The sequence below is a fragment of the Kitasatospora sp. NBC_01250 genome (assembly GCF_036226465.1).
In the GTDB taxonomy this organism is placed as follows: Bacteria; Actinomycetota; Actinomycetes; order Streptomycetales; family Streptomycetaceae; genus Kitasatospora.
This window is the reverse complement of sequence record NZ_CP108476.1, coordinates 6,793,695-6,816,953: the sequence shown is the minus strand read 5'-3', so window position 1 is coordinate 6,816,953 and position 23,259 is coordinate 6,793,695. Positions and strand designations below refer to the sequence as shown.

General features: G+C 73.9%; 20 protein-coding genes. 8 read left to right on the top strand and 12 right to left on the bottom strand.

Translation table 11 applies throughout. The features are described from left to right. Positions 1–7 precede the first annotated feature (7 nt). Together OG500_RS28890 and OG500_RS28885 are read right to left on the bottom strand one after the other, a co-directional pair. Complete coding sequence (locus tag OG500_RS28890; RefSeq protein ID WP_329584344.1) at positions 8–1,219, bottom strand: acetyl-CoA C-acetyltransferase; 1,212 nt, start codon at positions 1,217–1,219, stop codon at positions 8–10. 58 nt (positions 1,220–1,277) lie between these two features. Continuing rightward, positions 1,278–2,414, bottom strand: coding sequence for a CaiB/BaiF CoA transferase family protein (locus tag OG500_RS28885; protein ID WP_329584342.1), 1,137 nt, complete (start codon positions 2,412–2,414; stop codon positions 1,278–1,280). A 111-nt stretch (positions 2,415–2,525) separates the two neighbouring features. Between OG500_RS28885 and OG500_RS28880 the strand changes: the two genes are divergently transcribed. Both OG500_RS28880 and OG500_RS28875 read left to right on the top strand, forming a co-directional pair. Then, entirely contained in the window at positions 2,526–3,356 is an 831-nt protein-coding gene (locus OG500_RS28880) for a GNAT family N-acetyltransferase (RefSeq protein ID WP_329584340.1), read from the top strand. 83 nt (positions 3,357–3,439) lie between these two features. After that, positions 3,440–4,150: a Pr6Pr family membrane protein gene (locus OG500_RS28875; RefSeq protein WP_329584338.1), complete on the top strand. Its 711-nt coding sequence runs from the start codon at positions 3,440–3,442 to the stop codon at positions 4,148–4,150. 20 nt (positions 4,151–4,170) lie between these two features. Here the strand turns inward: OG500_RS28875 and OG500_RS28870 are convergent, their stop codons facing one another. From OG500_RS28870 to OG500_RS28845, 6 genes are all read right to left on the bottom strand, one after another. After that, positions 4,171–5,463 (bottom strand): JmjC domain-containing protein, encoded by a 1,293-nt coding sequence (locus tag OG500_RS28870; protein ID WP_329584336.1) that lies wholly within the window; start codon positions 5,461–5,463, stop codon positions 4,171–4,173. Further along, positions 5,460–6,656 (bottom strand): hypothetical protein, encoded by a 1,197-nt coding sequence (locus OG500_RS28865; protein WP_329584332.1) that lies wholly within the window; start codon positions 6,654–6,656, stop codon positions 5,460–5,462. The genes OG500_RS28870 and OG500_RS28865 overlap by 4 nt, the downstream gene beginning before the upstream one ends. Further along, positions 6,653–8,986, bottom strand: a complete 2,334-nt coding sequence (locus OG500_RS28860) for a DUF4135 domain-containing protein (RefSeq protein ID WP_329584330.1) — start codon at positions 8,984–8,986, stop codon at positions 6,653–6,655. The genes OG500_RS28865 and OG500_RS28860 overlap by 4 nt, the downstream gene beginning before the upstream one ends. 143 nt (positions 8,987–9,129) lie before the next feature. After that, a complete protein-coding gene (locus tag OG500_RS28855; RefSeq protein ID WP_329584328.1) occupies positions 9,130–9,276 on the bottom strand; it encodes a hypothetical protein in 147 nt (48 codons plus the stop codon). 186 nt (positions 9,277–9,462) lie between these two features. Beyond that, on the bottom strand, positions 9,463–9,834 hold the full coding sequence (locus OG500_RS28850; RefSeq protein WP_329584326.1) for a toxin Doc: 372 nt from the start codon (positions 9,832–9,834) through the stop codon (positions 9,463–9,465). Further along, positions 9,834–10,061: a hypothetical protein gene (locus OG500_RS28845; protein WP_327069763.1), complete on the bottom strand. Its 228-nt coding sequence runs from the start codon at positions 10,059–10,061 to the stop codon at positions 9,834–9,836. The genes OG500_RS28850 and OG500_RS28845 overlap by 1 nt, the downstream gene beginning before the upstream one ends. 100 nt (positions 10,062–10,161) lie before the next feature. Between OG500_RS28845 and OG500_RS28840 the strand changes: the two genes are divergently transcribed. Both OG500_RS28840 and OG500_RS28835 read left to right on the top strand, forming a co-directional pair. Continuing rightward, the gene (locus OG500_RS28840) at positions 10,162–10,731 is read left to right on the top strand and encodes a SigE family RNA polymerase sigma factor (RefSeq protein ID WP_329584324.1); all 570 of its coding nucleotides are present in this window, start codon (positions 10,162–10,164) and stop codon (positions 10,729–10,731) included. Positions 10,732–10,812: 81 nt separating this feature from the next. After that, positions 10,813–11,619, top strand: a complete 807-nt coding sequence (locus OG500_RS28835) for a hypothetical protein (protein WP_329584322.1) — start codon at positions 10,813–10,815, stop codon at positions 11,617–11,619. A gap of 89 nt (positions 11,620–11,708) precedes the next feature. Here OG500_RS28835 and OG500_RS28830 read toward each other — a convergent pair whose 3' ends face one another. Then, entirely contained in the window at positions 11,709–13,319 is a 1,611-nt protein-coding gene (locus OG500_RS28830; RefSeq protein ID WP_329584321.1) for an ABC-F family ATP-binding cassette domain-containing protein, read from the bottom strand. Between the two features lie 302 nt (positions 13,320–13,621). Here OG500_RS28830 and OG500_RS28825 point away from each other — a divergent pair, with 302 nt between their 5' ends. The 3 genes from OG500_RS28825 (at position 13,622) to OG500_RS28815 (ending at position 16,615) form a co-directional block, all read left to right on the top strand. Continuing rightward, entirely contained in the window at positions 13,622–15,259 is a 1,638-nt protein-coding gene (locus tag OG500_RS28825; protein ID WP_329584319.1) for an ABC-F family ATP-binding cassette domain-containing protein, read from the top strand. A 29-nt stretch (positions 15,260–15,288) separates the two neighbouring features. Further along, on the top strand, positions 15,289–15,945 hold the full coding sequence (locus OG500_RS28820) for a nitroreductase family protein (RefSeq protein WP_327069758.1): 657 nt from the start codon (positions 15,289–15,291) through the stop codon (positions 15,943–15,945). Positions 15,946–16,012: 67 nt separating this feature from the next. Next, the gene (locus OG500_RS28815) at positions 16,013–16,615 is read left to right on the top strand and encodes a GNAT family N-acetyltransferase (protein WP_327069757.1); all 603 of its coding nucleotides are present in this window, start codon (positions 16,013–16,015) and stop codon (positions 16,613–16,615) included. A 52-nt stretch (positions 16,616–16,667) separates the two neighbouring features. Here OG500_RS28815 and OG500_RS28810 read toward each other — a convergent pair whose 3' ends face one another. Further along, complete coding sequence (locus tag OG500_RS28810; protein ID WP_327069756.1) at positions 16,668–18,305, bottom strand: isovaleryl-CoA dehydrogenase; 1,638 nt, start codon at positions 18,303–18,305, stop codon at positions 16,668–16,670. 99 nt (positions 18,306–18,404) lie between these two features. On the opposite strand from OG500_RS28810, the gene OG500_RS28805 reads away from it, so the two are divergent. Continuing rightward, entirely contained in the window at positions 18,405–18,968 is a 564-nt protein-coding gene (locus OG500_RS28805) for an NUDIX hydrolase (protein ID WP_329584316.1), read from the top strand. A gap of 66 nt (positions 18,969–19,034) precedes the next feature. Here OG500_RS28805 and OG500_RS28800 read toward each other — a convergent pair whose 3' ends face one another. Both OG500_RS28800 and OG500_RS28795 read right to left on the bottom strand, forming a co-directional pair. Then, on the bottom strand, positions 19,035–21,440 hold the full coding sequence (locus OG500_RS28800) for a Tex family protein (protein ID WP_442789248.1): 2,406 nt from the start codon (positions 21,438–21,440) through the stop codon (positions 19,035–19,037). Positions 21,441–21,491: 51 nt separating this feature from the next. Further along, positions 21,492–23,156, bottom strand: coding sequence for an AMP-binding protein (locus OG500_RS28795; protein WP_329584314.1), 1,665 nt, complete (start codon positions 23,154–23,156; stop codon positions 21,492–21,494). Positions 23,157–23,259 lie beyond the last annotated feature (103 nt).

Here is a 23,259-nt window from a genome sequence, read left to right as displayed (position 1 = left end):
AGGGGGGTCAGATGCGCTCGACGATGGTGGCCACGCCCATGCCGCCACCCACGCACAGGGTGACCAGGCCGTAGCGCAGTTCGCGCCGCTCCAGCTCGTCGATCAGCGTGCCGAGCAGCATCGCGCCGGTGGCGCCCAGCGGGTGGCCGAGCGCGATGGCGCCGCCGTTGACGTTCACCTGCTCGTGCGAGAAGCCGAGTTCGCGGATGAAGCGCAGCGCGACCGCCGAGAAGGCCTCGTTGATCTCGACCAGGTCGATGTCCGCGGCGGTCAGCCCCGCCTTGGCCAGCGCCTTGCGGGTGGCCGGCGCCGGGCCGGTGAGCATGATGGTCGGCTCGGAGCCGGAGACGGCGGCCGAGACGATCCGGGCGCGCGGGCGCAGCCCGTAGCGCTCGCCGATCGCCGGCGAGCCGATGGCCACCAGCGAGGCGCCGTCCACGATGCCGGAGGAGTTGCCGGCGGTGTGCACGTGGTCGATCCGCTCCACCCAGTGGTACTTCTGCAGCGCCACCGCGTCGAAGCCGCCCGCCTCGCCGATGCCCGCGAAGGCGGGCTTGAGGCCGGCCAGCGTCTGCGCCGTGGTGCTGGGGCGCAGGTACTCGTCGCGCTCCAGCACGACCAGGCCGTTGCGGTCGCGCACCGGGACCACCGAGCGGTCGAAGAGGCCGTCCGCCTGGGCCTTGGCGGCGCGGGCCTGCGACTCGGCGGCGAAGGCGTCCACGTCGGAGCGGGTGAAGCCCTCGATGGTGGCGATCAGGTCGGCGCCGATGCCCTGCGGGATGAAGGAGGCCTCGAAGTTGGTCATCGGGTCCATCGCCCAGGCGCCGCCGTCGGAGCCCATCGGCACCCGCGACATCGACTCCACGCCGCCCGCCAGCACCAGCTCCTCCCAGCCCGAACGCACCTTGGCGGCAGCCAGGTTGACCGACTCCAGGCCGGAGGCGCAGAAGCGGTTCTCCTGGACGCCGGCCACCGTGTCCGGCAGCCCGGCGGCGATCGCGGCGATCCGGGCGATGTCGGAGCCCTGGTCGCCGATCGGGCTGACCACGCCGAGCACCACGTCGTCGATCGCCGCCGGGTCCAACTCGGGGAGCCGGGCGCGCAGTTCCCGGATCAGGCCGACCACCAGGTCGATCGGCTTGGTACCGTGCAGGGAGCCCTTCTTGCCACGCCCGCGCGGGGTGCGGATCGCCTCGTAGACGTACGCTTCGGTACTCACGATTGCTGCTGCCTCTCAGGGGAGTCGGTTGGTCCGGCGGCCTTGGGTGAGCGGACGGTCAGGGGGCGAGGCCGGGCACGGCCCAGTCGCGGGCCACCTCGGCGGTGTCCGCGCCGGGCCGGGCCGGCGGGCGGCGCAGCTCGGCGGGGGTGGCCGAGAAGCGCGGTGCGGGGGCGGGTTGGGTCACCCCGTCCAGGGTCGGGTAGGTGCCGCGGGCCGCCAGATGGGGGTGCCGCACGGCCTGATGCATCGTCAGTACCGGCGTCACGCAGGCGTCCGTGCCCTCGAAGACGGCGGTCCACTCGGCGGTGGTGCGGCCGGCGAAGCGGGTGGCGATCAGCGCGCGCAGCTCGGGCCAGCGGGCGGTGTCGTACTGGCCGGGCGCCTCGGGGCCGAGGCCGAGCAGCCGGGCGAACTCGGCGTAGAACTGCGGCTCCAGCGCGCCGACCGCGAAGTGGCCGCCGTCGCTCGCCTGGTAGACCGCGTAGCAGGGGGCGCTGCCGTCCAGCAGGTTGCCGCCGCGGCGGTCCTGCCAGCGCCCCTCGGCGAGCAACCCCCAGAAGAGCGTGGCCAGATGGGCCGTGCCGTCGACGATCGCGGCATCCACCACCTGGCCCTGACCGGTGCCGCGGGCGTGCTGCAGGGCGGCCAGCAGGCCGACCACCAGGTAGAGCGAGCCGCCCGCGTAGTCGCCGAGCAGGTTGAGCGGGACGCTGGGCGGCCCGTCGGCCGGCCCGATCATGGAGAGGACGCCGGTGAGCGCGGTGTAGTCGATGTCGTGCCCGGCGGCGGCGGCCAGCGGTCCGTGCTGCCCCCAGCCGGTCATCCGCCCGTAGACCAGCGCGGGGTTGCGGGCCAGGCACGGCTCGGGGCCGACCCCGAGCCGCTCGGCGACCCCGGGGCGGTAGCCCTCGATCAGCAGGTCGGCGCGCTCGACCAGGTCGAGCAGCAGGCCGGGCCCGTCCGGCGCCTTGAGGTCGAGCAGCACCGAGCGCTTGCTGCGGTTGGTCAGGTCGAGCGCCGGATCCCCGGTCAGCGGCGAGCCGTTCGGCCGGTCCACCCGCACCACGTCGGCGCCCAGGTCACCGAGGAGCATCGCGGCGAACGGGCCGGGGCCGATCCCGGCCAGCTCGACCACCCGCACCCCGGCCAGCGGCCCCGCGCCCCGGCCGTCGGCCTCCCGGTCACCAGTCACCCGGCCGCCTCCTCGCGAGCGTGACAGTAGAGCTGTAACACTCGGGATGGTATGCCGGTGACCCGCCAGTAACAAGAGCCGCCGGGCCGCCGTCGACCGTAGGCTCGACCGGTGATCGATGCAGCGGAACTACGCGACGCCTACGACCGACAGCTGCGCAGCGGCCTCGACGGGCCCGACACGGTGCGCGACCAGGACGGGCCGCTGATCCGGCACACCGGTGAGAGCAGCGGCTTCGTCAACGCACCGCGCGACCTGGGCCTGCGCGGAGCCGAGCTGGACGAGCTGATCCACCGCCAACTCCGGCACTTCGCCCCCCGCAGCCGCCGCCTGGAGTGGAAGGTGCGCGGGCACGACCTGCCCGCCGAGCTGCCCGAGCGCCTGCGCGCGGCCGGTTTCACCGCCCAGCCCACCACCACCGTGCTGGCCGGGCGCAGCGAGCTGCTCGCGCCCCCGCCCGGCCGGGAGCCGGCGCTGCCCGCGGGCGTGACCGTGCGCCGCCTCACCGACCCCGCCGAGGCGGACCGGATCGCGGCTCTGGAGGCGGCCGTCTGGGGCGAGTACCACCAGTCCCTCGCCGACTTCCTGCACGGCCAACTGACCGACCACCCCGAGGGGATCGCGGTCCTGGCCGCCGAGTCCGGGGGGCAGTTGATCAGCACCGGCTGGCTGGTGCTGCGCCCGGGCAGCGACTTCGGAGCGCTGCTCGGCGGGGCGACGCTGGCCGAGTGGCGCGGGCGCGGCGTCTACCAGGCGCTGGTGGCACAGCGGGCCCGGATCGCCCACGCGTGCGGCCACCGCTACCTCCAGGTGGACGCCTCCGAGCACAGCGCGCCGATCCTGCGCCGGCTGGGGCTGATCCCGATCACCACCAGCACCCGCTACATCTGGACGCCGCCACCCCTCCCCCGCACGGGGGAGGACGGTCCCACCGGAGCCTGACGCCCCGCTATGGCTCGTGCCCCACGACTACTGCCCGGTAGAGTACGTCGACCCCCACCCGTACGACAGATCCGGTGAACGCCATGCACATCTGGACCCGACCCACGCTCTGGTGGCGCCTGGCCATCGTCCTGTCGAGCGGGTTCGGGCTGATCCTGGGCACCAGCTCGCTGGTGTACTTCACGGTCCAGAGCAACGTGCTGGTCTTCGGCTACTTCGCCGGCGCCGTCTACTGGATGACCAAGCGCGGCACGGCGGACGCGCCCGCACCCCGGCTGCGCGGCGCGGCGACGCTCTACATCATGATCACCGGCCTGGTCGCGCACATCCTGCTGAACCACGGCGCCGACCCGCTGCCCGGCCTGACCTCCGGGCCCGACCGGCTGCAGAACTGGTCCTCGTTCCTGCTGCACTACACCACCCCCGTGCTGGTGCTGCTCGACTGGCTCTGCGCCCGCCCGCGCAACGCCTCGCGCTGGCGCGACCTGCCGCTCTGGCTCTCCTTCCCCCTGACCTACGCGGGCCTGACGATGGCCCGGGCCGCGCTCTTCCCGGACTTCCCGAACAAGTACCCGTACTTCTTCTTCGACCCGAGCGGGCACGGCTACGGCTACGTCTGGGGACAGATCGCGCAGCTGACGGTGGAGTTCATCGTGCTGGCCGCCCTGGTGGTCGGCCTGGACCGGCTCGGCACCGCGGTGCGCGCCAGGCTGCGGCCCACCACGAGCACGTCCGCCGCGGCACCGGGCCAGGCCGAGGCGCAGGCCGTCCCGGCCGGGGAGCGGATCCGGTAGGGCGCGGGTCGCTGGACGGTCTACGGCTGGAGTGCTTCGCGGGTCAGGGCGCGGAAGCTCTCCAGCGCCTCCAGCAGGCGGCGGGCTTCCGGGCGGGCTGCGGGCGGCAGGCCGGCCGTCAACTCGCCGACCAGCACCGGCTCCCGTTCGGCGAGTCGGCGCAGCAGCGGTTCCACCTGCTGCCGCGTCAGCGTGGTGCGCAGCACGTGCCCGTTGGCGGCGCACAGCAGCGCTCCGTCGGCCGGCTCGTACAGCACCCGGGCACGGGCGCGTACCGCCGTGCCGTCGTCCAGGGGCTGCGGCACCTCGGGCGGCGGGGCGGGGCACAGACCGGACGCGCTCCAGTTGCGGAGCGAGACCGAGGCGACCCGGTCCCGCATCCGGTCGGGGTCGCCGTACTCCTGGAAGACGCGCAGGGTCTGCTCCAGCGCTTCGGGCAGCGCGCCGTCCGTCGGCGGTTCGGGCACCGACAGCGGGGCGGTGGCAGCGGGCAGCCGCACCAGGCCGGCGTCTGGATCGACCATCGCGTCCGGGGCCTTGCCCAGCAGCAGGTCGTCCACGTCGTAGACCGCGCGGTGCGCCTCGCGCGGCACGCCGACGTTGACGCTGGTCGCGGCCGTGGCGTCGACGCTCTCACCGACGTGGTAGTAGTCCGCGGGCCAGTACAGCAGGTCGCCGGGCTCGGGCTCGGCGGTGAACGAGGCGGCCAGGTGGGGCCGGTAGTCCAGCACGGTGGTCACCGGCTCGGTCCACGGGCGCTCCCGCCAGAACCGCATCCGCTTGCGGCCTTCGAGGGCGAACAGGAAGGTCGCGAAGCGGTCCTTGTGGACGCCGACCGGGGTGTGCTCGTAGCTGCCGTGGAAGAGCGTGGTGATCGCCCCCGACAGGGGCAGCCCGGTGCGCTCCCACAGCGGCTCGAAGAACGCGCGCTCGCGCTCCCACTGCCCGGCGTGAAAGGCGTGGAAGGCGTGCACGACCAGCGCGTACCGCCGCTCCTTCGAGAAGGCCGCCAACTCGGCGTCCAGCCGCTGCCGGTAGCCGTCGAACGTGCCGTCCTCGGCGCGCGGGAACCAGTTGGCGGGCTCGGACTGCTGGAAGCGTCCGACGGCGAACTGCGCGTTCGGCGGCATCAGGTACGAGCCGGGCGGCCGGGTGGCGAGCGCGGCGGCGGCGAAGACCTCGCGCAGTTCGAAGGGCGCCGGGTGGAGGGCCTTGATCAGCACCGGGCGGCGGTCCCAGTAGCGCGCGGTGAACTCGTCCCAGTCCAGGGGTCCTTGGACGATGGCCAGGTCGCTCACGGGTGCTGTCGTCATCCGTCCGTCCGCTCGTCGCCGGTCAGGTCGATCCCACGCAGCCGGTAGAGCTTGCGCAGCAACGCGGTCACGACGCCGTTGTGTTCGTCCGCGCCCACCGCCCGGCACAGCTCACCGACCGTCAGTTCGCGTCCGGGCCACAGCTGCTGGGCGATCCGCTCCCCCGCCGCCCCGCCGATCGGGAAGGCGTGCCCGTTGACGGCCCAGATCCGGCGGCCGGGCCCGTCCGGCACCCGGACGATCGCGCGCACCACCCGCAGCCGCTGCCCGGGGACGAGCGGGACGTCGGCGCGCGGCTCGGGTGCGGGTTCCAGCCCGGCCGAGGAGCACCAGGCCGCCCACCGGGTGCGCAGCGCGGCGGGCAGCTGCGCGCCCCCGGCCGCCGCGCGGGTCGCCTCGCCGACGGCGATCACGGCGGGAGCCGGGGCGGCCGGCCCGTCGGCGGGTGGGGGGTAGGGCAGGCAGGGCACCGTGCCGTCGTACTCCAGGCGGTCCCGCACGTCCTCGGCCAGCAGGTTCTTGACCGCGCCGGTCGCCAGGCGCTGCGCACGCGGGACGGAGATCCGCAGCGTCGTGCAGCCGTCGAGGTGGTGTTCGCGCCAGCGGGAGCCCTCCGGCCAGTACAGCAGCTCGCCGGCGGCGGCCCGCAGGACGCGCGGCCCGCCCGCCACCTCGTGCAGTTCGACCTCCAGGACGCCGTCCAACACCCAGGTCAGCACCGCGTGTTCGGAGTCGACGGCCAGGCCCCGGACGCGGGTGCAGTCGTCCCCCTCGGTCAGCTCGGCCTCGACCGGCAGGCACGGCCAGCCCACCTGGCGCCACAGCTCGGTGAGGGTGTCGCGGACCGCCGACCACAACGGGTAGTCGGTGTGCAGGGGCTGGCGGACGCTCAGCAGGAATCCCGCGTCCGGCCCGCTGCCGGGCGGCTCGCGGCGCAGCCGGGCCCGATAGCCGGCCGGGCTCGGGTCGGCGGCATCGGGCAGGAGTCTCCCCGGCGCGCCGAGCCAGCCGAGCGGGGTGTGGAAGCGGACCTGCGGGAAGGTCCGGAACACCGTTCCGGCGCGGAAGGACTCGCAGGCGGCGACGATCGTGCGGTGGAGGTGCCCCAGGTCCGCCGGGGCGGCGGCCCGGAGCAGGGCGGGCTCCTTGCCCCAGGCGCGGGCGAGGGGTTCGGTCCAGTCGGTCGCGATCACGCCTGTACCCCTTCGTTCGCGGGTGCCGGGTACGTCTGCGCCAGCAGGGCCGCGTAGTCGGCGAGCGGGCCGAGGACGACGGCCGCGCGGCGCTCGTCCACCCGGTCCTCGTCCTCGATCGGGCACGGCCGCAGTTCGCCGCCCGCGACCCGTTCGAACTTCGTGCCGTACAGCTGCGGTCGGCCCTCGGCTCGGCGCAGCGAGTCGGTGAGGTAGGCGGCGTCGCGCCGCAGCATGTCGCCGTCCTCGGCCGCGGCCTCGATCAGGGCCAGGCACTCGCGCCGGAACGCGAGGTCGCCGGTGTGGTGCTGGAGCAGTGCGCTCGCCACCGTGGCGGCCTCCGCACCGACCAGGCCGCGGCCGGGCCAGCCGTGCTCGGCGACCACGCCGCGCAGCCAGGCGATCCCGGCGCCGGTCAGCCGGTCGAGCTGCGCCTCCAGGTCGGTGTCGGTGAAGCCCCCGGCGGCCCAGGGGGCACGCAGCGAGGCGTCGATCCGGCCCAGGCGCAGCAGCCGCTCGCGGATCTCGACGGCCGTGCGAGCCGGGTCGGCCGTGCCGGTCAGGGGGTCGATGCGCAGCCGCAGCTTCGCCTCGTCCCAGGCGTAGGTGATGCAGCGGGCCGCCTGCGGCCAGTCGAAGGACACCTCGCCCTCCCGCGGGCCGCGCCGGCTGAGCCGTACCCCGCGCTCGGGATCGTGCACATCGCTCTGTTCTGGTGTCAGATCACCGTAGACGTGTTCGACCGCGTCGCGCAGGGCGATGCCGAGCCCGGCGAGGTCCAGCTTCCCGCCCTCGCGGACGGCAGCGACCGGCGGCCAGGGTCGGTCCTCGTCCCACCCGGGGGCGTCGGTCAAGTCCGTGCGCAACGCGCGGCCGGGCGGCATCCGCATCGCCAGCAGTGGGCCGCCGTCGGCGGCGCGGAAGAAGTACGGGACGTCGCCGCGGGCGAGCTGCGCCGACTCTCCGTCGGTGAAGGGGACTTCGCCGCCGTCCGGGTAGTCGGCCGTCGGGCGGGCGATCACCCGCACCACGTGACCGGCGGCCCGCTCCCCGATGAACTCGGCGATCCGGGCGCGGTTGCGGCACATCAGCGTCCAGGCGTCGAACATGCCGCGCAGCAGTGCCGCCAGGTAGGGGCCGTATCCGGCGCGGCCCTCGGTGTCCCCGACCACTGTGCGGGTCTCGGTCCGGGTCAGGGACAGGGTCCGCCGTTCCAGCCGCAGCGAGCCGTCCGGCTGCGGGCGCCAGCAGGTCGCGGGGCCGTCCAGCTCGCACCAGCGCGCGACGTTCTCCAGGCCGGCGTGGTGGTGCGCGCAGACCGCGGGATCGGACAGCAGCCCGGTCTCGAACAGGCGGTCCAGATCGGCGAAGTACGCCTCCAGGTCGACCGGGAACGGCAGCGGCTCGCCGTCCCCCGGGCGCTGCCCGATCAGCACGTTGCCGCCGATCAGGTCGGTGATCCCGAACGCGAACGCGGCGGCGGCCAGTGACCCGGCGCGGTGCCAGTAGCGGGCCGCCGCCGCTGGTTCGAGAACGGCGCCGCGCAGGCTCAGCTCGCCGTCGGCACGCAGGACGCCCCACGTGTCCGGCGGCTCGATCCACTCCTGCCAGGAGTAGCAGGCCCGGTCCGGGCCACTGCTCGTCCAGGTCCGCATGGTCGGCAGCCGGATCGGACCGGACGCCGGGGGCAGCGCGTTGAGCAGGGCGAACACCGAGTCCTCGGTGGCCAGGAACAGGATCTCGCCGGTCGCGGGGCGTGGCTTGTACGCGAGCCGGGTGCCGTCGGCGAACTCGACGCGCAGCACCCGCTGGCCGCCGTTGTGCGTCTCCTCGCCGTTCGCCCACAGGCCGGTGACCCGGTGGCCGGGGGGCTGGTCGCGGGCCAGCCGCTCCAGGAACAGGGCCAGGAAGTCCAGGTACTGCTCGGCCCGTTGGGCGACGAAGGCGGCGGCGCGCTCGGGCGGTCCGGCCACGCAGGCCTCCAGGGCCTCGGTGAGCAACGGCCCGAACAGGTCCGCGTTCTCCGGCCGCAGCACCTGCGGATCGAACCGCCGGGCGTCGGCGTCGACCCGCGCGGACCAGGCGTCGATCCGCCGCAGCACATCGTGCAGCGGCGCGAAGCGGGCGTCGGCCAGCGCATGCGCCAGGGCCCGCGCGTCGGACGGGCCGCCCAACAGGCGCTCGACGGCGAGCGTGCCGTCCGGCCCGGGGACGGCCACCGGCGGGAACGCCCGCCCCGCCCGGCCCTCGGCCAAGGCCTTCAGCAAGGGACGTGTGGTGGAGGGGAGTTCGGGCGAACCGGTGGCGTCGCCGGGATCGCGCAGTTCCATTCGGCCCCTAGCCAGGAGATCGATGTACGGCCGCGCGGCGCGGCCGCTCGGGCCCGCGCCGCGCGGCGTCGTGGTCTGCGCTGTGCCTGGAAGCAGCGACGTTGTCAGGGGGCTGTTCCCCGGGACGACCTCAGAAACGCCTGCTACAGAGCGCAGTAGACGTGGAAACAGGTCCCGGCACTCGGCGTGCTTTTCGGAGCATCCTGCTCCAGGTCACCGATCACGAGGTCGAACTCCTCGTCGGTGATGAGGGTGTCGTCCTGCGGAGCTTGTGCGGTGGGAGCTTCCATGGAGAGTCCTCCTGACACAGATGTGGCACCACAGGCCACCACGGCTCGGGTGACCAGGCGTCGTGCGGTTTCACTGAATATGCCTCGGTCGCGCGTACGCGACCGGAAGCCAGTGTTGCCCAGCCGAACAGCACCGTCAACAGAACTGCCACACCGGTACGCCGACTTCGGTTCCTCGTCGCGGGTCTAGATCCGCCACTCCCGGATCCGGTCGGCCGCCGCGAAGACGTCGGCCTTGGCGTCGGCCACGTCGCGGGCCAGCTCGACCAGGGCGCCGTAGGGCGGGTCGATGCCCTCCTTGGCCGCGTGCATGTAGGCGGCGGTCGCCATGCAGGCGTAGAGGTTGTTGCGCACCGGCAGCGGGCGCAGCAGCACGATGGTGTGCATCAGCGTGGCGGCGCACCAGGCCGGGTCGGCGTCATGGCCGAGCTGGGCGGTGTTCACCCGGTGCCGGGCCACGGCGGCCTGCAGCGCGGAGTAGTCCCGCACGCTCAGGTCCTCCGGCGAGGCCTGCTCCTGGACGTCGAGGAGCCAGCAGATGTCGACGTGCAGGATCATCACGCCGCACTGCGCCGGGCGGCGGGCGTGTCCTCGGGGAAGGCGGCGTCGAACTCCTCCAGGTGTGCGTTCCAGAACGCCACCGCGTGGTTGACGAAGGTCCGCCGCTGCTGCTCGCGCACGCTGAGGTCGTGCACGTACGCCTTCACGCTCTTGCCGTCGGCCGCGGCGGCCTCACGGATCGCGGCCAGTTCGGCCTCGGTGTACTCGATGTTGAGAGCCGGCATGCCGCTCAGGGTACCTGAGCGGTACCGGCCCCGGGACCGGTCCTGAGAATTCCCCGGACTACCCTGCAACATGACCTTCGGCCCACAGCGTTAGCCAGGCATGGACCACTCACCGACGACCGATCAGGCGCCACCAGGGCCGCTCGATTTCCTGGAGTTCGCCACGGCCCGAGGCGGGCAGCTCTACCAGACCGCCTACCTGCTCACCGGCGGCGACCGGCACCTCGCCGAGGACCTGGTGCAGGAGGCGCTGAGCCGGATGTTCGTGCGCTGGAAGCGCCTGTGCCGGCTGGAGAACCCGGCCGGCTACGCGCAGACCGTGCTCGTCAACACCTTCCTGTCGATGCGCCGCCGGCGCAGCAGCACCGAGCGCACGATCTCCGAGTTCCCCGAGGTCGCCGTCACGGACGCCGACCCCACCACCCGGGTGACCCTGCTGCGTGCGCTGCAGGAGCTCTCCGCGCCGGACCGCGCGGTGGTGGTGCTGCGGTTCTGGGAGGACCGCAGCGTCGAGGAGACCGCGAGCATGCTCAGCCTGAGCTCCACCGCCGTGCGCTCGCGCAGCCACCGCGCGCTGGCCAAGCTGCGCACCCGCCTCGGCGACAGCTTCGCCGAGCGGCTGCAGGCGCAGCCCCGGCGGCAGCCGCAGCAGCAGCCACAGCCGCACTGACCGGCCCTCGCCGGGTCGGATCCCGGCACGCCTCGGTCCTCTGCCCCTTCCCCGACCTCAGACCGAAAGCGCGGTTCCGCCATGCCTTTTGAAGACGATCTGGGCCTTGCCCTGCGGGAGGCCGTCGACGCCTCCCCACCCCCGCGACTGGACCTGCTGGCGACCGGCGCCGCCCAGCGCGGGCAGCGCCGCAAGCGCCGGCGCACGGTGCTCGCGAGCGTCGCGTCCGTCGCCGTGCTGGCGGGCGCGGGCGCGGTGGCGCTGAACCAGGGCCCGGCCGACGGCCCGACGGGCACCAGCGTGGCGGCCGGCCCGACCACCGCCACCCAGAGCACCACCGCCACCCCACCGCCCACCGCCACCCCGAGCCCCGGTTCCTCCCCGGGTGCCACGACCGCCGTCCCCAGCTCCCAGGTGCTGAAGCTGTTCAAGAGCAAGCTGCCCGACGGCTTCCAGACCAGCCACCCGGTGAACCTGGACCTCACGGAGCCCGAGCCCGGTGTACGGGCCGGCGTCGCCATCAGCAACGGCAGCGGCAAGGGGACCGCCTCGATCACCATCACCCGGGGGAAGTCCGGGCCGTGGCTGGCCCCCGGCTGCGGGACCACCACCACCGTCTCCCACTGCACCGACACCCCGCTGCCGGGCGGCGCCGAGCTGATGCTCTGGCTGCCGGACCGCGTCCCCAACGGCACGCAGGTCTGGAACGCCACCCTGAAGCGCTCCGACGGGATCACGCTCACGGTCGAGTCGGGCAACGTCCCGGACCAGGGCTCCGGCGACACCGACGTCTACCCCAACCCGCCGCTGCTCACCGGGGCGCAGCTGACCGCCCTGGCCGAGGACCCGGTCTGGCTCCCGGTGATGGCCTCGATCCCCGCGCCCTGAGCCGCGCGCGAACCAAGCGGCGAACCAAGCGCGAACCCCGGGCCCGTGTGCCGCCCTCCCGCACCGGGGACGGGAGGGCGGTGCGCGCCTCACATCGGGTCCACCCGGCGCAGCCCGGACTCCTCCAGCCGCAGCCACCTGGTGAGCCCGAGGCCGCGCAGGAACGGCAGGTCGTGGCTGACCACGACCAGCGCGCCCTGGTAGGACTCCAGCGCGTCGGTGAGCTGGCGCATGCTCGCCAGGTCGAGGTTGTTGCTCGGCTCGTCGAGCAGCAGCAGTTGCGGGGCCGGGTCGGCCAGCAGCAGCGCCGCCAGTGTGGCGCGGAACCGCTCGCCGCCGGAGAGGGTGCCGGCCCGCTGGTCGGCGCGCCCGCCGCGGAACAGGAACCGGGCCAGCCGGGCCCGGATCTGGTTGTCCGTGTGACCGGGGGCCAGCGCCTTGACGTTCTCCGCCACGCTGAGCGAGTCGTCCAGCAGATCGAGCCGCTGCGGCAGGTACCCGACCGGCACCGGACGGGTGATCTCGCCCTCCAGCGGTGGCAGTTCACCGGCGATGGTGCGCAGCAGGGTCGACTTGCCGGCCCCGTTGCGGCCGACCAGTGCGATCCGCTCCGGGCCGCGCAGGTCGAGCTTGACCTGGTGGCCGAAGGCGAGCCGCACGTTCTCCATGGTCAGCACGGTGCGCCCGGCCGGGACCTCGGTGCGCGGCAGGTCGATCCGGATCTCGGCGTCGTCGCGCAGCGCCTCCTCGGCGGCGGTCAGCCGCTCACGGGCGTCGGCCAGCCGCTCGGCGTGCATGCCGCGCACCCGCCCCGCGGTGACCTCGGCCTTGCGCTTGAACGCGCCGGCCAGGATCTTCGGGTCGTTGCGCTGGACGGAGAGCTTCTTGCCGTAGCTGGCGCTGCGGGCCAGGCGGATGTTGGCCTCCACCAGATCCCGCTGCTGGCGGGTGACATCGGCCTCGGCGTTGCGCACCAGCCGCTCGGCCGTCTCCTGCTCGGCCTCGCGCGCCCGCTCGTAGTCGGCGAAGTTTCCGCCGTACCAGGTGACTTCGCCCTCCCGAAGATCGGCGATCCGGTCCACGTGCTGGAGCAGCTCGCGGTCGTGGCTGACGATCACCAGCACGCCCGGCCAGCTCGCCACCGCCTCGTGGAGCCGGGCGCGGGCCACGCCGTCCAGGTTGTTGGTCGGCTCGTCGAGCAGCAGCACGTCGGGGCGGGCCAGCAGCAGCGCCGCCAGCCGCAGCAGCACGGCCTCGCCGCCGGAGAGCTCGCCGGTGCTGCGGTCCAGGTCGAGCCGGGCGAGTCCGAGCTTGTCCAGGGTGGCCCGGGCCCGCTCCTCCACGTCCCAGTCGTCGCCGAGCACGGTGAAGTGCCGCTCGTCGACGTCCCCGGACTCGATCGCGTGCAGTGCCTCGCGGCGCTCGCGCACGCCCAGCGCCTCGTCCACCCGCAGCCGGGTGTCCAGCGCGAGGTCCTGCGGCAGGTAGCCGATCTCGCCGCCCACCCGCACGCTGCCGCCGGTCGGCGTGAGCTCGCCCGCCATCAGCCGCAGCAGGGTCGACTTGCCGGCCCCGTTGAGGCCGATCAGGCCGGTGCGGCCGGGGCCGACGGCGAGGTGGAAGCGGTCCAGGACGGGCTTGCCGTCCGGCCACTCGAAGCTGAGGTCGGTGCAGAGGATCGCGGTGGTCGCTGATGCCATGGGGGCCTCCTGCGGGTTGCTCGTCAAGGGAATGGGCAACACGAGAGACACCGCGAGAGGGCTGGAAGGGCGGACGGCGGAACGACGAAGGCTCCCCACCGAGGCCGAGCACACTCCTCAACCGCGCGAGGACTCAGCGCGGGAGCGGTGTCTCATGACCTCAGTAGAGCAACGGCCTTCTCCTGTTCCGGTGAACCGACGGGCGCCGGTGGACCAACGACGACCACGCTACGACGGCCGGCGACGACCGGCAACGCATTAATTCGGGCCACCTCACCCGGCCGTCTAGGATCGTGGCCATCATGAGTGCCACTCTCGTAACCAAGGACCTCGCCGCCGGCCACGGCGACCGCACCCTGTTCGCCGGGCTCGACCTGGTCGTCTCCCCCGGCGAGGTGACCGGGCTGGTCGGCGTCAACGGGGCCGGCAAGTCGACCCTGCTGCGGCTGCTGGCCGGCCTGGACCGCCCCGAGAGCGGCTCGATCACGCTCAGCCCGCGCAGCGCCAACGTCGGCCACCTGCCGCAGGAGCCGGAGCGCCGCGCGGACGAGAGCGTCGGCGCCTTCCTGGCCCGGCGCACCGGGGTCACCGCCGCCCAGGCCGCACTGGACGCGGCCACCGAGGGCCTGGTGGAGGGCCGCCCGGGCGCCGACGACGCCTACGCCGAGGCGCTGGACCGCTGGCTGGGCCTGGGCGGCGCCGACCTGGAGGAGCGCGCCGAGCAGGTCGCCGACTCGCTCGGTCTGCGGATCGGCCTGGAGTCGCAGATGACCTCGCTCTCCGGCGGCCAGGCGGCCCGCGCGGGCCTGGCCTCGCTGCTGCTCTCCCGCTACGACGTCTTCCTGCTCGACGAGCCGACCAACGACCTCGACCTGGACGGGCTGGACCGGCTGGAGGCCTTCGTCACCGGCCTGCGCGCCGGCACCGTGCTGATCAGCCACGACCGCGAGTTCCTGGCCCGCACGGTGACCCGGGTGCTGGAGCTGGACCTGGCCCAGCAGCAGGTCAACCTCTACGGCGGCGGCTACGACTCCTACCTGCAGGAGCGCGCCCGGGCCCGGCAGCACGCCCGCGAGGAGTACGAGGAGTACGCCGACACCAAGGCCGGCCTGGAGGCCCGCTCGCGGATGCAGAAGGGCTGGGCGGACAAGGGCGTGCGCAACGCACTGAAGAAGAGCCCGGACAGCGACAAGTTCCGCAAGGCGGCGGCCACCTCCTCCTCCGAGAAGCAGGCCGCCAAGGCCAAGCAGACGCAGCGGATGATCGAGCGCCTGGACGTGGTGGACGAGCCGCGCAAGGAGTGGGAGCTGCGGATGGAGATCGCGGTGGCCCCGCGCTCCGGCGCCGTGGTGGCGACGCTGCGCCAGGCCGCGCTGCGGCGCGGCGAGTTCGGCTTCGGCCCGGTGGACCTGCAGATCGACTGGGCGGACCGGGTGGCGATCACCGGTGCGAACGGCGCGGGCAAGTCCACCCTGCTGGCCGCCCTCCTCGGGCGGCTCGAACTCGACTCGGGCCAGGCCACGTTGGGCTCCGGCGTGGTGATCGGCGAGGTCGACCAGGCGCGCGGCCTGTTCTTCGGCACCGAGCGGCTGCTGGACGCCTTCGAGGCGGCCGTCCCCGAGCAGCCGCCGGCCGACGTCCGCACCCTGCTGGCCAAGTTCGGGCTGAAGGCGGCGCACGTGCTGCGCCCGGCCGACACCCTCTCCCCCGGCGAGCGCACCCGCGCCGCCCTCGCCCTGCTGCAGGCGCGCGGGGTCAACCTGCTGGTGCTGGACGAGCCGACCAACCACCTGGACCTGCCCGCCATCGAGCAGTTGGAGGCGGCGCTGGCCTCCTACACCGGCACCCTGCTGCTGGTCACCCACGACCGGCGGATGCTGGAGACGGTCTCGGTCAACCGCCGGCTGGTGGTGACCGACGGGAAGGTCGCGGAGGTTTAGACCACCGGCCGGGCTCCCATACAGGTCGTATGACGACCTCCTACCCGACCGTCCCCCTGCACCCGATGCACGTGCCGGCCCACGAGGCCGAGGCACGTGCCCGGGACTTCCACGACGTGATGGCCCAGCGCCGCACCGTCCGCGACTACGACCGCCGCCCGCTCCCCGAGGGGGTGCTGGACTGGGCGATCCGCACCGCCGCGACCGCGCCCAGCGGCGCGCACGTGCAGCCCTGGCGGTTCGTGGTGATCACCGACCCGGACCGCAAGCGGCGGCTGCGCGAGGCCGCGGAGGCGGAGGAGCGCGAGTTCTACGACCACCGGGCCTCGGCGGAGTGGCTGGCGGCGCTGGCGCCGATCGGCACCGACTGGCACAAGCCGTTCCTGACCGACGCGCCGGCAGTGATCGTGGTCTTCGAGGTGCACAAGGGGCCCCACTCGCCCCGGCCGTACTACACCAAGGAGTCGGTGGGGATCGCGGTCGGCCTGCTGCTGGCCACCCTGCACCAGGCCGGACTGGCCACCCTGACGCACACCCCGAGCCCGATGAAGTTCCTCAACGAGATCTGCGAACGGCCCGCCGAGGAGCGCGCCGCCTACGTGATCCCGGTCGGCTACCCCGCCGAGCGGGCGCAGGTGCCCGATCTGCACCGCAAGGAACTGGACGAGGTGGTGGTCCGGCTCTGAGCGAACGCCCTCCGGCAGCCGCTTTTTCGCTGGTCGGCGGCGCGCACGGGCTGCCATGATGCGTGTCATGAACCAGACCGCGGGTGACCCCGTAACCTCCGCCGCGCCGCCGACCGCCAGCCGCCCGCCCGAGTGGCTGGAGCTGCCCGACGGCTTCGCCCTGCGCCGCCGCACCATCGAGCACGCGCGCGAGGTCAACGCGGCGGTCACCCGCAACCTGGAGCACCTGCGGCCCTGGATGCCCTGGGCGACCGTCGCGCCGTCGCTGTCCCGCACCGAGGAGATGACCCGGCGCGGCTGGCAGCTCTGGGAGGACGGCTCGGACTTCCTCTACGTGCTGGAGCACAGCGAGCGGCCCGGCAGCGTCCTGGGCATGTTCGGCCTGCACCGGCGGGTGGGCCCCGGCGCGATCGAGATCGGCTACTGGATCGACCAGGAGCACACCGGCCGCTCGCTGGCCACCAACGGCGCCGCCGCGCTGACCGGGGCCGCGCTCGGACTCCCGGACATCGAGCGGGTGGAGATCCACTGCGACGAGGCGAACGCGGCCAGTGCCACCGTCCCGCGCAAGCTCGGCTACCGCCTCGAGCGGATCGACCAGACCCCGACCACGGCCCCGGCCGAGACCGGGCGCAAGCTGATCTGGATCCAGCAGCGGCCCGCCCGCTGAGGCTCGCCGGGTACGGGTGGGCGCCCCGGGCCGCCCACCCGCCCGCCGGGGTTCAGGCCGCCGGCACCATCCGCGCCCGGCCGATCAGCGCCGTGGTGTCCACCCCGGTGGGCAGCGTGCCGAAGGCGTTGCCGTGGTCGCCGCCCAGCCGCGAGGCGCAGAAGGCGTCCGCCACCGCCGGATCGCCGTGCCGCACCAGCAGCGCGCCCTGCAGCACCAGCGCCATCGTCTCGACCAGCCGGCGGGTGCGGTACTCGATCTCGCCCGGGTCGCCGATCTCCTTGCGCAGCCCGGCCACCGCCGCGTCCAGCCGCCGGTCGGCGCCGGCCACCGCGTCGAGTTCGGCGAAGTAGGCCTGGACCGACTGCGGGCTGCGGGCCATCGCGCGCAGCGCGTCCAGCGCGGCGACGTTGCCCGAGCCCTCCCAGATCGAGACCAGCGGCGCCTCCCGGTAGAGCCGCGGCATCCCGGACTCCTCCACGTAGCCGTTGCCGCCCAGGCACTCCAGCGCCTCGGCCGCGTGCGCCGGACCGCGCTTGCAGACCCAGTACTTGGTGACCGCCAGCGCCAGGCGCTTGAAGTGCGCCTCGCCCTCGTCGCCCGCCGACGCCCGGTCGGTGGCCTCGGCCAGCCGCAGCGCCACCGTGGTGGCCGCCTCCGACTCCAGCGCCAGATCGGCCAGCACGTTGCGCATCAGCGGCTGGTCGATCAGCTCGGCGCCGAACGCCCGCCGGTGGGCGGCGTGCTGCACCGCCCGCTGCACGCCCAGCCGCATCCCGGCGGCGGCGCCGAGCGTGCAGTCCAGCCGGGTCATGTTGACCATCTCGATGATGGTCCGCACCCCGCGGCCCTCCTCGCCGACCAGCCAGCCCACCGCCTCCTCGTACTCCAGCTCGGCGGAGGCGTTGGAGCGGTTGCCCAGCTTGTCCTTGAGCCGCTGGATCCGCAGCGCGTTGCGGGTGCCGTCCGGCAGCACCCGCGGCAGCACGAAGCAGCTGAGGCCGCCCGGCGCCTGGGCGAGCGTCAGGAACACGTCCGACATCGGCGCCGAGGTGAACCACTTGTGGCCGGTCAGGTGGTAGGTGCCGTCGCCGGCCGGCAGTGCGACGGTGGTGTTGGCCCGCACGTCCGAGCCGCCCTGCTTCTCGGTCATCGACATGCCGGCGATCAGCCCGCGCTTGCCGGACGGCTCGCGCAGCCCGAAGTCGTAGACGTTGGCGGCGAGCAACGGCTCCAGCCACTCGGCCAGTTCGGGGGTGGCGCGCAGCGCGGGGACGGCGGCGTAGGTCATCGAGACCGGGCAGCCATGGCCGGCCTCCACCTGGCTCCACAGGTAGAACTTGGCGGCGCGGGCGGTGTGCGCGCCCGGGCGCGGGTCGCGCCAGGGGGCGGCGTGCAGGCCGTGTTCGACCGCGACGGTCATCAGCTGGTGCCAGGCCGGGTGGAACTCGACCTCGTCGATCCGGTGTCCGTAGCGGTCGTGGGTGCGCAGCACCGGCTCGTGCTCGTTGGCCAGGCGGCCCCACTCGGCGGCCTGCTCGGTGCCGGCCAGCGTGCCCAGTTCGCGCAGCTCGGGCTCGGCCCAGCCGGCACCGGCCCGGTGCAGGGCGGCGAGCAGCGCGGGGTCCTCGGCGAGGTTGTGGCCGTAGGGCGGCGGAACCTGGTTGGTGACCTCGTGGGTGTGCGGCACGGCCTGCTCCCTACTCGCGAGTAAGTTGGACAGCACCAGAGTAGGGGTTCCGCCCCCGCGCGTCGCCTGTCCGTCGGAGGCGGCGATTACGATCACCGGATGACACCCAGCACCGATCTCAGCAGCCCGCCCGAGGACCGCTTTCCCGCGCTGTTCGCGCCCCAGCGCTGGGAGTGGGGCGGCATCGACGCGCGGTTCGCGATGGCGCAGCCACCGGACGAGCTGATCACCAACATTCACCTGATCGGGTTCACCGGCGAGTCGGTGGTGCTCTGCCGCGACAGCCGCGGCCACTGGTTCCTGCCCGGCGGCACCCGGGAGCCGGCCGAGTCCGTCGAGGCCTGCCTGGCCCGCGAGTTGCGCGAGGAGGCCGGCGCCCGGGTGCTCGGCGGGCCGCTCTGGGTCGGCGCCCACGAGGCCGTGACGGACCGCGCCGCGCCCTACCGCCCGTGGCAGCCGCACCCGCGCAAGTTCTGGCTCTGGGGCTGGGCCGAGGTGACGGTGGACGGCGCGCCGACCAACCCCGAGGACGGCGAGCTGGTGGAGGAGGTGCGCGCCGTGCCGGTGGCCGAGGCGGTGGCGCTGCTGTCCGGCGAGGGCGAGCCCTGGCGGGGCGAACTGGTGGCGCTGGCCGCCGAGCTGCGGGCCGCCGCCCGCCGCTGACCGCAACGGGCGTGGGACGTCGACCGGATCGACCTCCCACGCCCGCCGCCGCGCCCGCGCGGACCGCTACGTGCCCAGCCCCGCCCGCCGCAGCGCGTCCGCCATCGCGCTGTTGGCCACGGGCGCGGAGCCGCCGCGCTGCTCGCCGCCGCGCCGGTCCTGCCGCGGCGGACGCTGCCCGCGCTCGCGCTGGCCCTCGCCCCGCTGGGCAGGCCGCTGACCCTCGCCGCCCTGGCCTCGGGCCGGCCGCGCCGCCTCGTCGTCCAACCGCAGGGTCAGCCCGATCCGCTTGCGCTGCACGTCCACCGAGACGACCTTGCAGCGCACCACGTCACCCGACTTGACCACCTCGCGCGGGTCCTTGACGAACCTGGTGGAGAGCGCCGAGACGTGCACCAGGCCGTCCTGGTGCACGCCGACGTCCACGAACGCGCCGAAGGCCGCCACGTTGGTGACCACGCCCTCCAGCACCATGCCCACCTCCAGGTCGCCGATCTTGTCGACGCCCTCCCGGAAGGTGGCGGTGCGGAAGGCCGGCCTGGGGTCGCGCCCGGGCTTGTCCAGCTCGCCCAGGATGTCGGTGACGGTCGGGATGCCGAAGGTCTCGTCCGCGAAGTCGCCGGGGCGCAGCGCCCGCAGCGCGGCGCCGTTGCCGACCAGGTCCGCCAGCGTGCCGCCGGTGGCCGCCAGGATCCGGCGCACCACCGGGTAGGCCTCGGGGTGCACCGCGGAGGCGTCCAGCGGGTCGTCACCGCCAGGGATCCGCAGGAAGCCCGCGCACTGCTCGAAGGCCTTGGGGCCCAGCCGCGCCACGTCCTTGAGCGCCTTGCGGGTGCGGAAGGGGCCGTTGGCGTCGCGGTGCGCCACGATGTTCTCGGCCAGCGTGCCGGTCACCCCGGAGACCCGGGTGAGCAGCGGCGCGGAGGCGGTGTTGACGTCCACGCCCACCGCGTTCACGCAGTCCTCGACCACCGCGTCCAGCGAGCGGGAGAGCTTCACCTCGCTCAGGTCGTGCTGGTACTGGCCGACCCCGATCGACTTCGGGTCGATCTTCACCAGCTCGGCCAGCGGGTCCTGGAGCCGGCGGGCGATCGAGACCGCGCCGCGGATCGAGACGTTGAGGTCCGGCAGCTCCTGCGAGGCGAAGGCCGAGGCGGAGTAGACCGAGGCGCCGGCCTCGGAGACCATCGCCTTGGTCAGCTTCAGCTCCGGGTGCCGCTTGATCAGGTCCTCGGCGAGCTTGTCGGTCTCCCGCGAGGCGGTGCCGTTGCCGATCGCGATCAGGTCCACCCGGTGCTCGGCGGCGATCCTGGCCAGGGTGGCGATCGAGGCGTCCCACTTGTTGGCCGGCTGGTGCGGGTAGATCGTGTCGTGCGCGACCACCTTGCCGGTGTCGTCCACCACGGCGACCTTGACGCCGGTGCGGAAGCCCGGGTCCAGACCCATGGTGGCCCGGGTGCCGGCCGGCGCGGCCAGCAGCAGGTCCCGCAGGTTGGCGGCGAACACCTTGACCGCCTCGTCCTCGGCCTCCTGGCGCAGCCGGGTGCGCAGGTCCAGGCCGAGCCGGACCAGGATCCGGGTGCGCCAGGCCCAGCGGACGGTGTCGCCGAGCCACTTGTCGGCCGGTCGGCCGTGGTCGGCCACGCCGAACCGGGCGGCGATCCGCTGCTCGTAGTCGCTGGCGCCGGGCAGGTCGCCCTCCTCGTCGCCGTCGAAGGGCGACAGGTCGAGGTCGAGCACCTCCTCCTTCTCACCGCGCAGCATCGCCAGGATCCGGTGCGAGGGCAGCTTGGTGAACGGCTCGGCGAAGTCGAAGTAGTCGGCGAACTTGGCGCCGTCCTGCTCCTTGCCGGCCCGCACGGTGGCCACCAGCCGGCCGCGGCCCCACATCCGCTCGCGCAGCGAGCCGATCAGGTCGGCGTCCTCGGCGAAGCGCTCCACCAGGATCGAGCGGGCGCCGTCCAGCGCGGCGGGCGCATCCGCCACCTGCTCGTTCAGGAACGCCCCGGCCGCCGCGGCCGGATCGAGCGAGGGGTCGGCGAGCAGCTGGTCGGCCAGCGGCTCCAGGCCCGCCTCGCGGGCGATCTGCGCCTTGGTGCGCCGCTTGGGCTTGTAGGGCAGGTAGATGTCCTCCAGGCGGGCCTTGGAGTCGGCGGCCAGGATCTGCGCGCGCAGCGCGTCGTCCAGCTTGCCCTGCGCCTCGATCGACTCCAGCACCGCGGACCGGCGCTCCTCCAGCTCGCGCAGGTAGCGCAGCCGCTCCTCCAGCGTGCGCAGCTGGGCGTCGTCGAGCTCGCCGGTGACCTCCTTGCGGTACCGGGCGATGAACGGCACGGTCGAGCCGCCGTCGAGCAGCTCGACGGCCGCCCTCACCTGCCCTTCGCGGACCCCGAGTTCCTCGGCGATCCGCCGCCCGACGGCCTGTTCGGCCGCCGCTGCTGCCTGTGCTGCCTGCTCGGCTGGCGTGGTCACGAAGCCGGTCACCTTCTCATGAGTTGCCTTGCGGGTACGCCCCGCATTCTGTCAGCTGCGCAGCTCGGGAAAGTGTTCGTCACGCCACTCCTGCGGCAGTTCGCCGGCTCCCTCCTCCCGGGCCCGCAGCTCTACCCGGCGGATCTTGCCGGAGATGGTCTTCGGCAGCTCGAAGAACTCCAGCCGGCGCACCCGCAGATAGGGCGCCAGGTGCTCGCGCGCGTAGGCCAGGATCGACAGCGCCGTGGCGCGGTCCGGCGCCCAGCCGGGGGCCAGCGCCACATAGGCCTTGGGCACCGCGAGCCGGGTGGCGTCGGGCGCGGGCACCACGGCCGCCTCGGCCACCGCCGGGTGCTCGATCAGCACGCTCTCCAGCTCGAACGGCGAGACCTTGTAGTCGGAGGCCTTGAAGACGTCGTCGGTGCGGCCGATGTAGCTGAGGTAGCCGTCCGCGTCCCGGCTCGCCACGTCGCCGGTGTGGTAGTAACCGCCCGCCGTCACGGCGGCGTTGCGCTCGGGGTCGGCCAGGTAGCCGGTCATCAGGTTGACCGGGCGCCGCGCCAGGTCCAGGCAGATCTCGCCCTCCTCGGCCGGCTTGCCGCTGACCGGGTCGACGAGCACCACCGGCACCCCCGGCAGCGGGCGGCCCATCGAACCGGGCTTGACCGGCAGCCCGGGCGTGTTGCCGACCAGCAGGGTGGTCTCGGTCTGCCCGAAGCCGTCCCGGATGGTCAGCTCCCAGCGCCGCTCGATCTGCGCGATCACCTCGGGGTTGAGCGGTTCGCCGGCCGCGATCAGCTCGCGCAGCGCCGGCGGGCGCTCGCCCAGCTCGGCCTGGATGAGCATCCGCCAGACCGTCGGCGGGGCGCAGAAGGTGGTGACCTCGGCCCGGCGCAGCTGCTCCAGCAGGCGGGGGGCGTCGAACCGGGTGTAGTTGTGCACGAAGATCGTCGCCTCCGCGATCCACGGCGCGAAGAAGCAGCTCCAGGCGTGCTTGGCCCAGCCCGGCGAGCTGATGTTCAGGTGCACGTCGCCCGGGCGCAGACCGGCCCAGGCCATCGTGGTGAGGTGGCCGACCGGGTAGGAGACCTGGGTGTGCTCGACCATCTTGGGCAGGCTGGTGGTGCCGGAGGTGAAGTAGACCAGCAGCGGGTCGTCGGGCGCGGTGGTGGCGGTGAACGGCGCGGGGTCGGCGAGCCGGTAGCCGGCCTCGAAGGGCGCCCAGCCGTCGGCGGCGCCGCCCACCACGATCCGGGTGTAGCCGGTGCCGGTGAACTTCGCCGTGTCGCCCGCGTTGGCCACCACGTGCCGGGCGCCGCCGCGCCCGATCCGGTCGGCCAGGTCGGCCGCGCCCAGCGCGGTGGTGGTCGGCATGATCACCGCGCCGAGCTTCATCACCGCGAGCATCGCCTCCCACAGCTCGACCTGGTTGCCGAGCATCAGCAGCACCCGGTCGCCCGCCGCCACGCCGAGCCCGGCCAGGTGGTGGGCGAGCTGGTCGGAGCGGTGCGCCAGCTCCGCGAAGCTGTACTTCGCCTCCGTGCCGTCCTCCTGGACGATCCACAGCGCGGTGCGCTCGTTGCCCCGGGCGATCGCGTCGAACCAGTCGACGGCCCAGTTGAAGCGGCCCTCGATCACGGGCCAGGCGAAGTCCTCCTGACGCAGCAGCACGTCACGGGCCGCGCGGTAGCGTTCGGTGGCGGTGGGGCTGGTCACGGCATCTCCTCGCAGGACGGCTGCGGCCGATCATAGGGCCACGTCAGGTTCCCGTCCTGGCGTGTATACGTCGCCCCCGCGGGCTGTCCGGCCCCCGGCCCCG

Bases quoted from the DNA above. Each gene is read 5' to 3' on its own strand.
- OG500_RS28875 (WP_329584338.1), top strand. From the start codon at position 3,440: ATGCACATCTGGACCCGACCCACGCTCTGGTGGCGCCTGGCCATCGTC.
- OG500_RS28870 (WP_329584336.1), bottom strand. From the start codon at position 5,463: ATGACGACAGCACCCGTGAGCGACCTGGCCATCGTCCAAGGACCCCTG.
- OG500_RS28860 (WP_329584330.1), bottom strand. From the start codon at position 8,986: ATGGAACTGCGCGATCCCGGCGACGCCACCGGTTCGCCCGAACTCCCC.
- OG500_RS28855 (WP_329584328.1), bottom strand. From the start codon at position 9,276: ATGGAAGCTCCCACCGCACAAGCTCCGCAGGACGACACCCTCATCACC.
- OG500_RS28850 (WP_329584326.1), bottom strand. From the start codon at position 9,834: ATGATCCTGCACGTCGACATCTGCTGGCTCCTCGACGTCCAGGAGCAG.
- OG500_RS28845 (WP_327069763.1), bottom strand. From the start codon at position 10,061: ATGCCGGCTCTCAACATCGAGTACACCGAGGCCGAACTGGCCGCGATC.
- OG500_RS28840 (WP_329584324.1), top strand. From the start codon at position 10,162: ATGGACCACTCACCGACGACCGATCAGGCGCCACCAGGGCCGCTCGAT.
- OG500_RS28835 (WP_329584322.1), top strand. From the start codon at position 10,813: ATGCCTTTTGAAGACGATCTGGGCCTTGCCCTGCGGGAGGCCGTCGAC.
- OG500_RS28830 (WP_329584321.1), bottom strand. From the start codon at position 13,319: ATGGCATCAGCGACCACCGCGATCCTCTGCACCGACCTCAGCTTCGAG.
- OG500_RS28825 (WP_329584319.1), top strand. From the start codon at position 13,622: ATGAGTGCCACTCTCGTAACCAAGGACCTCGCCGCCGGCCACGGCGAC.
- OG500_RS28820 (WP_327069758.1), top strand. From the start codon at position 15,289: ATGACGACCTCCTACCCGACCGTCCCCCTGCACCCGATGCACGTGCCG.
- OG500_RS28815 (WP_327069757.1), top strand. From the start codon at position 16,013: ATGAACCAGACCGCGGGTGACCCCGTAACCTCCGCCGCGCCGCCGACC.
- OG500_RS28805 (WP_329584316.1), top strand. From the start codon at position 18,405: ATGACACCCAGCACCGATCTCAGCAGCCCGCCCGAGGACCGCTTTCCC.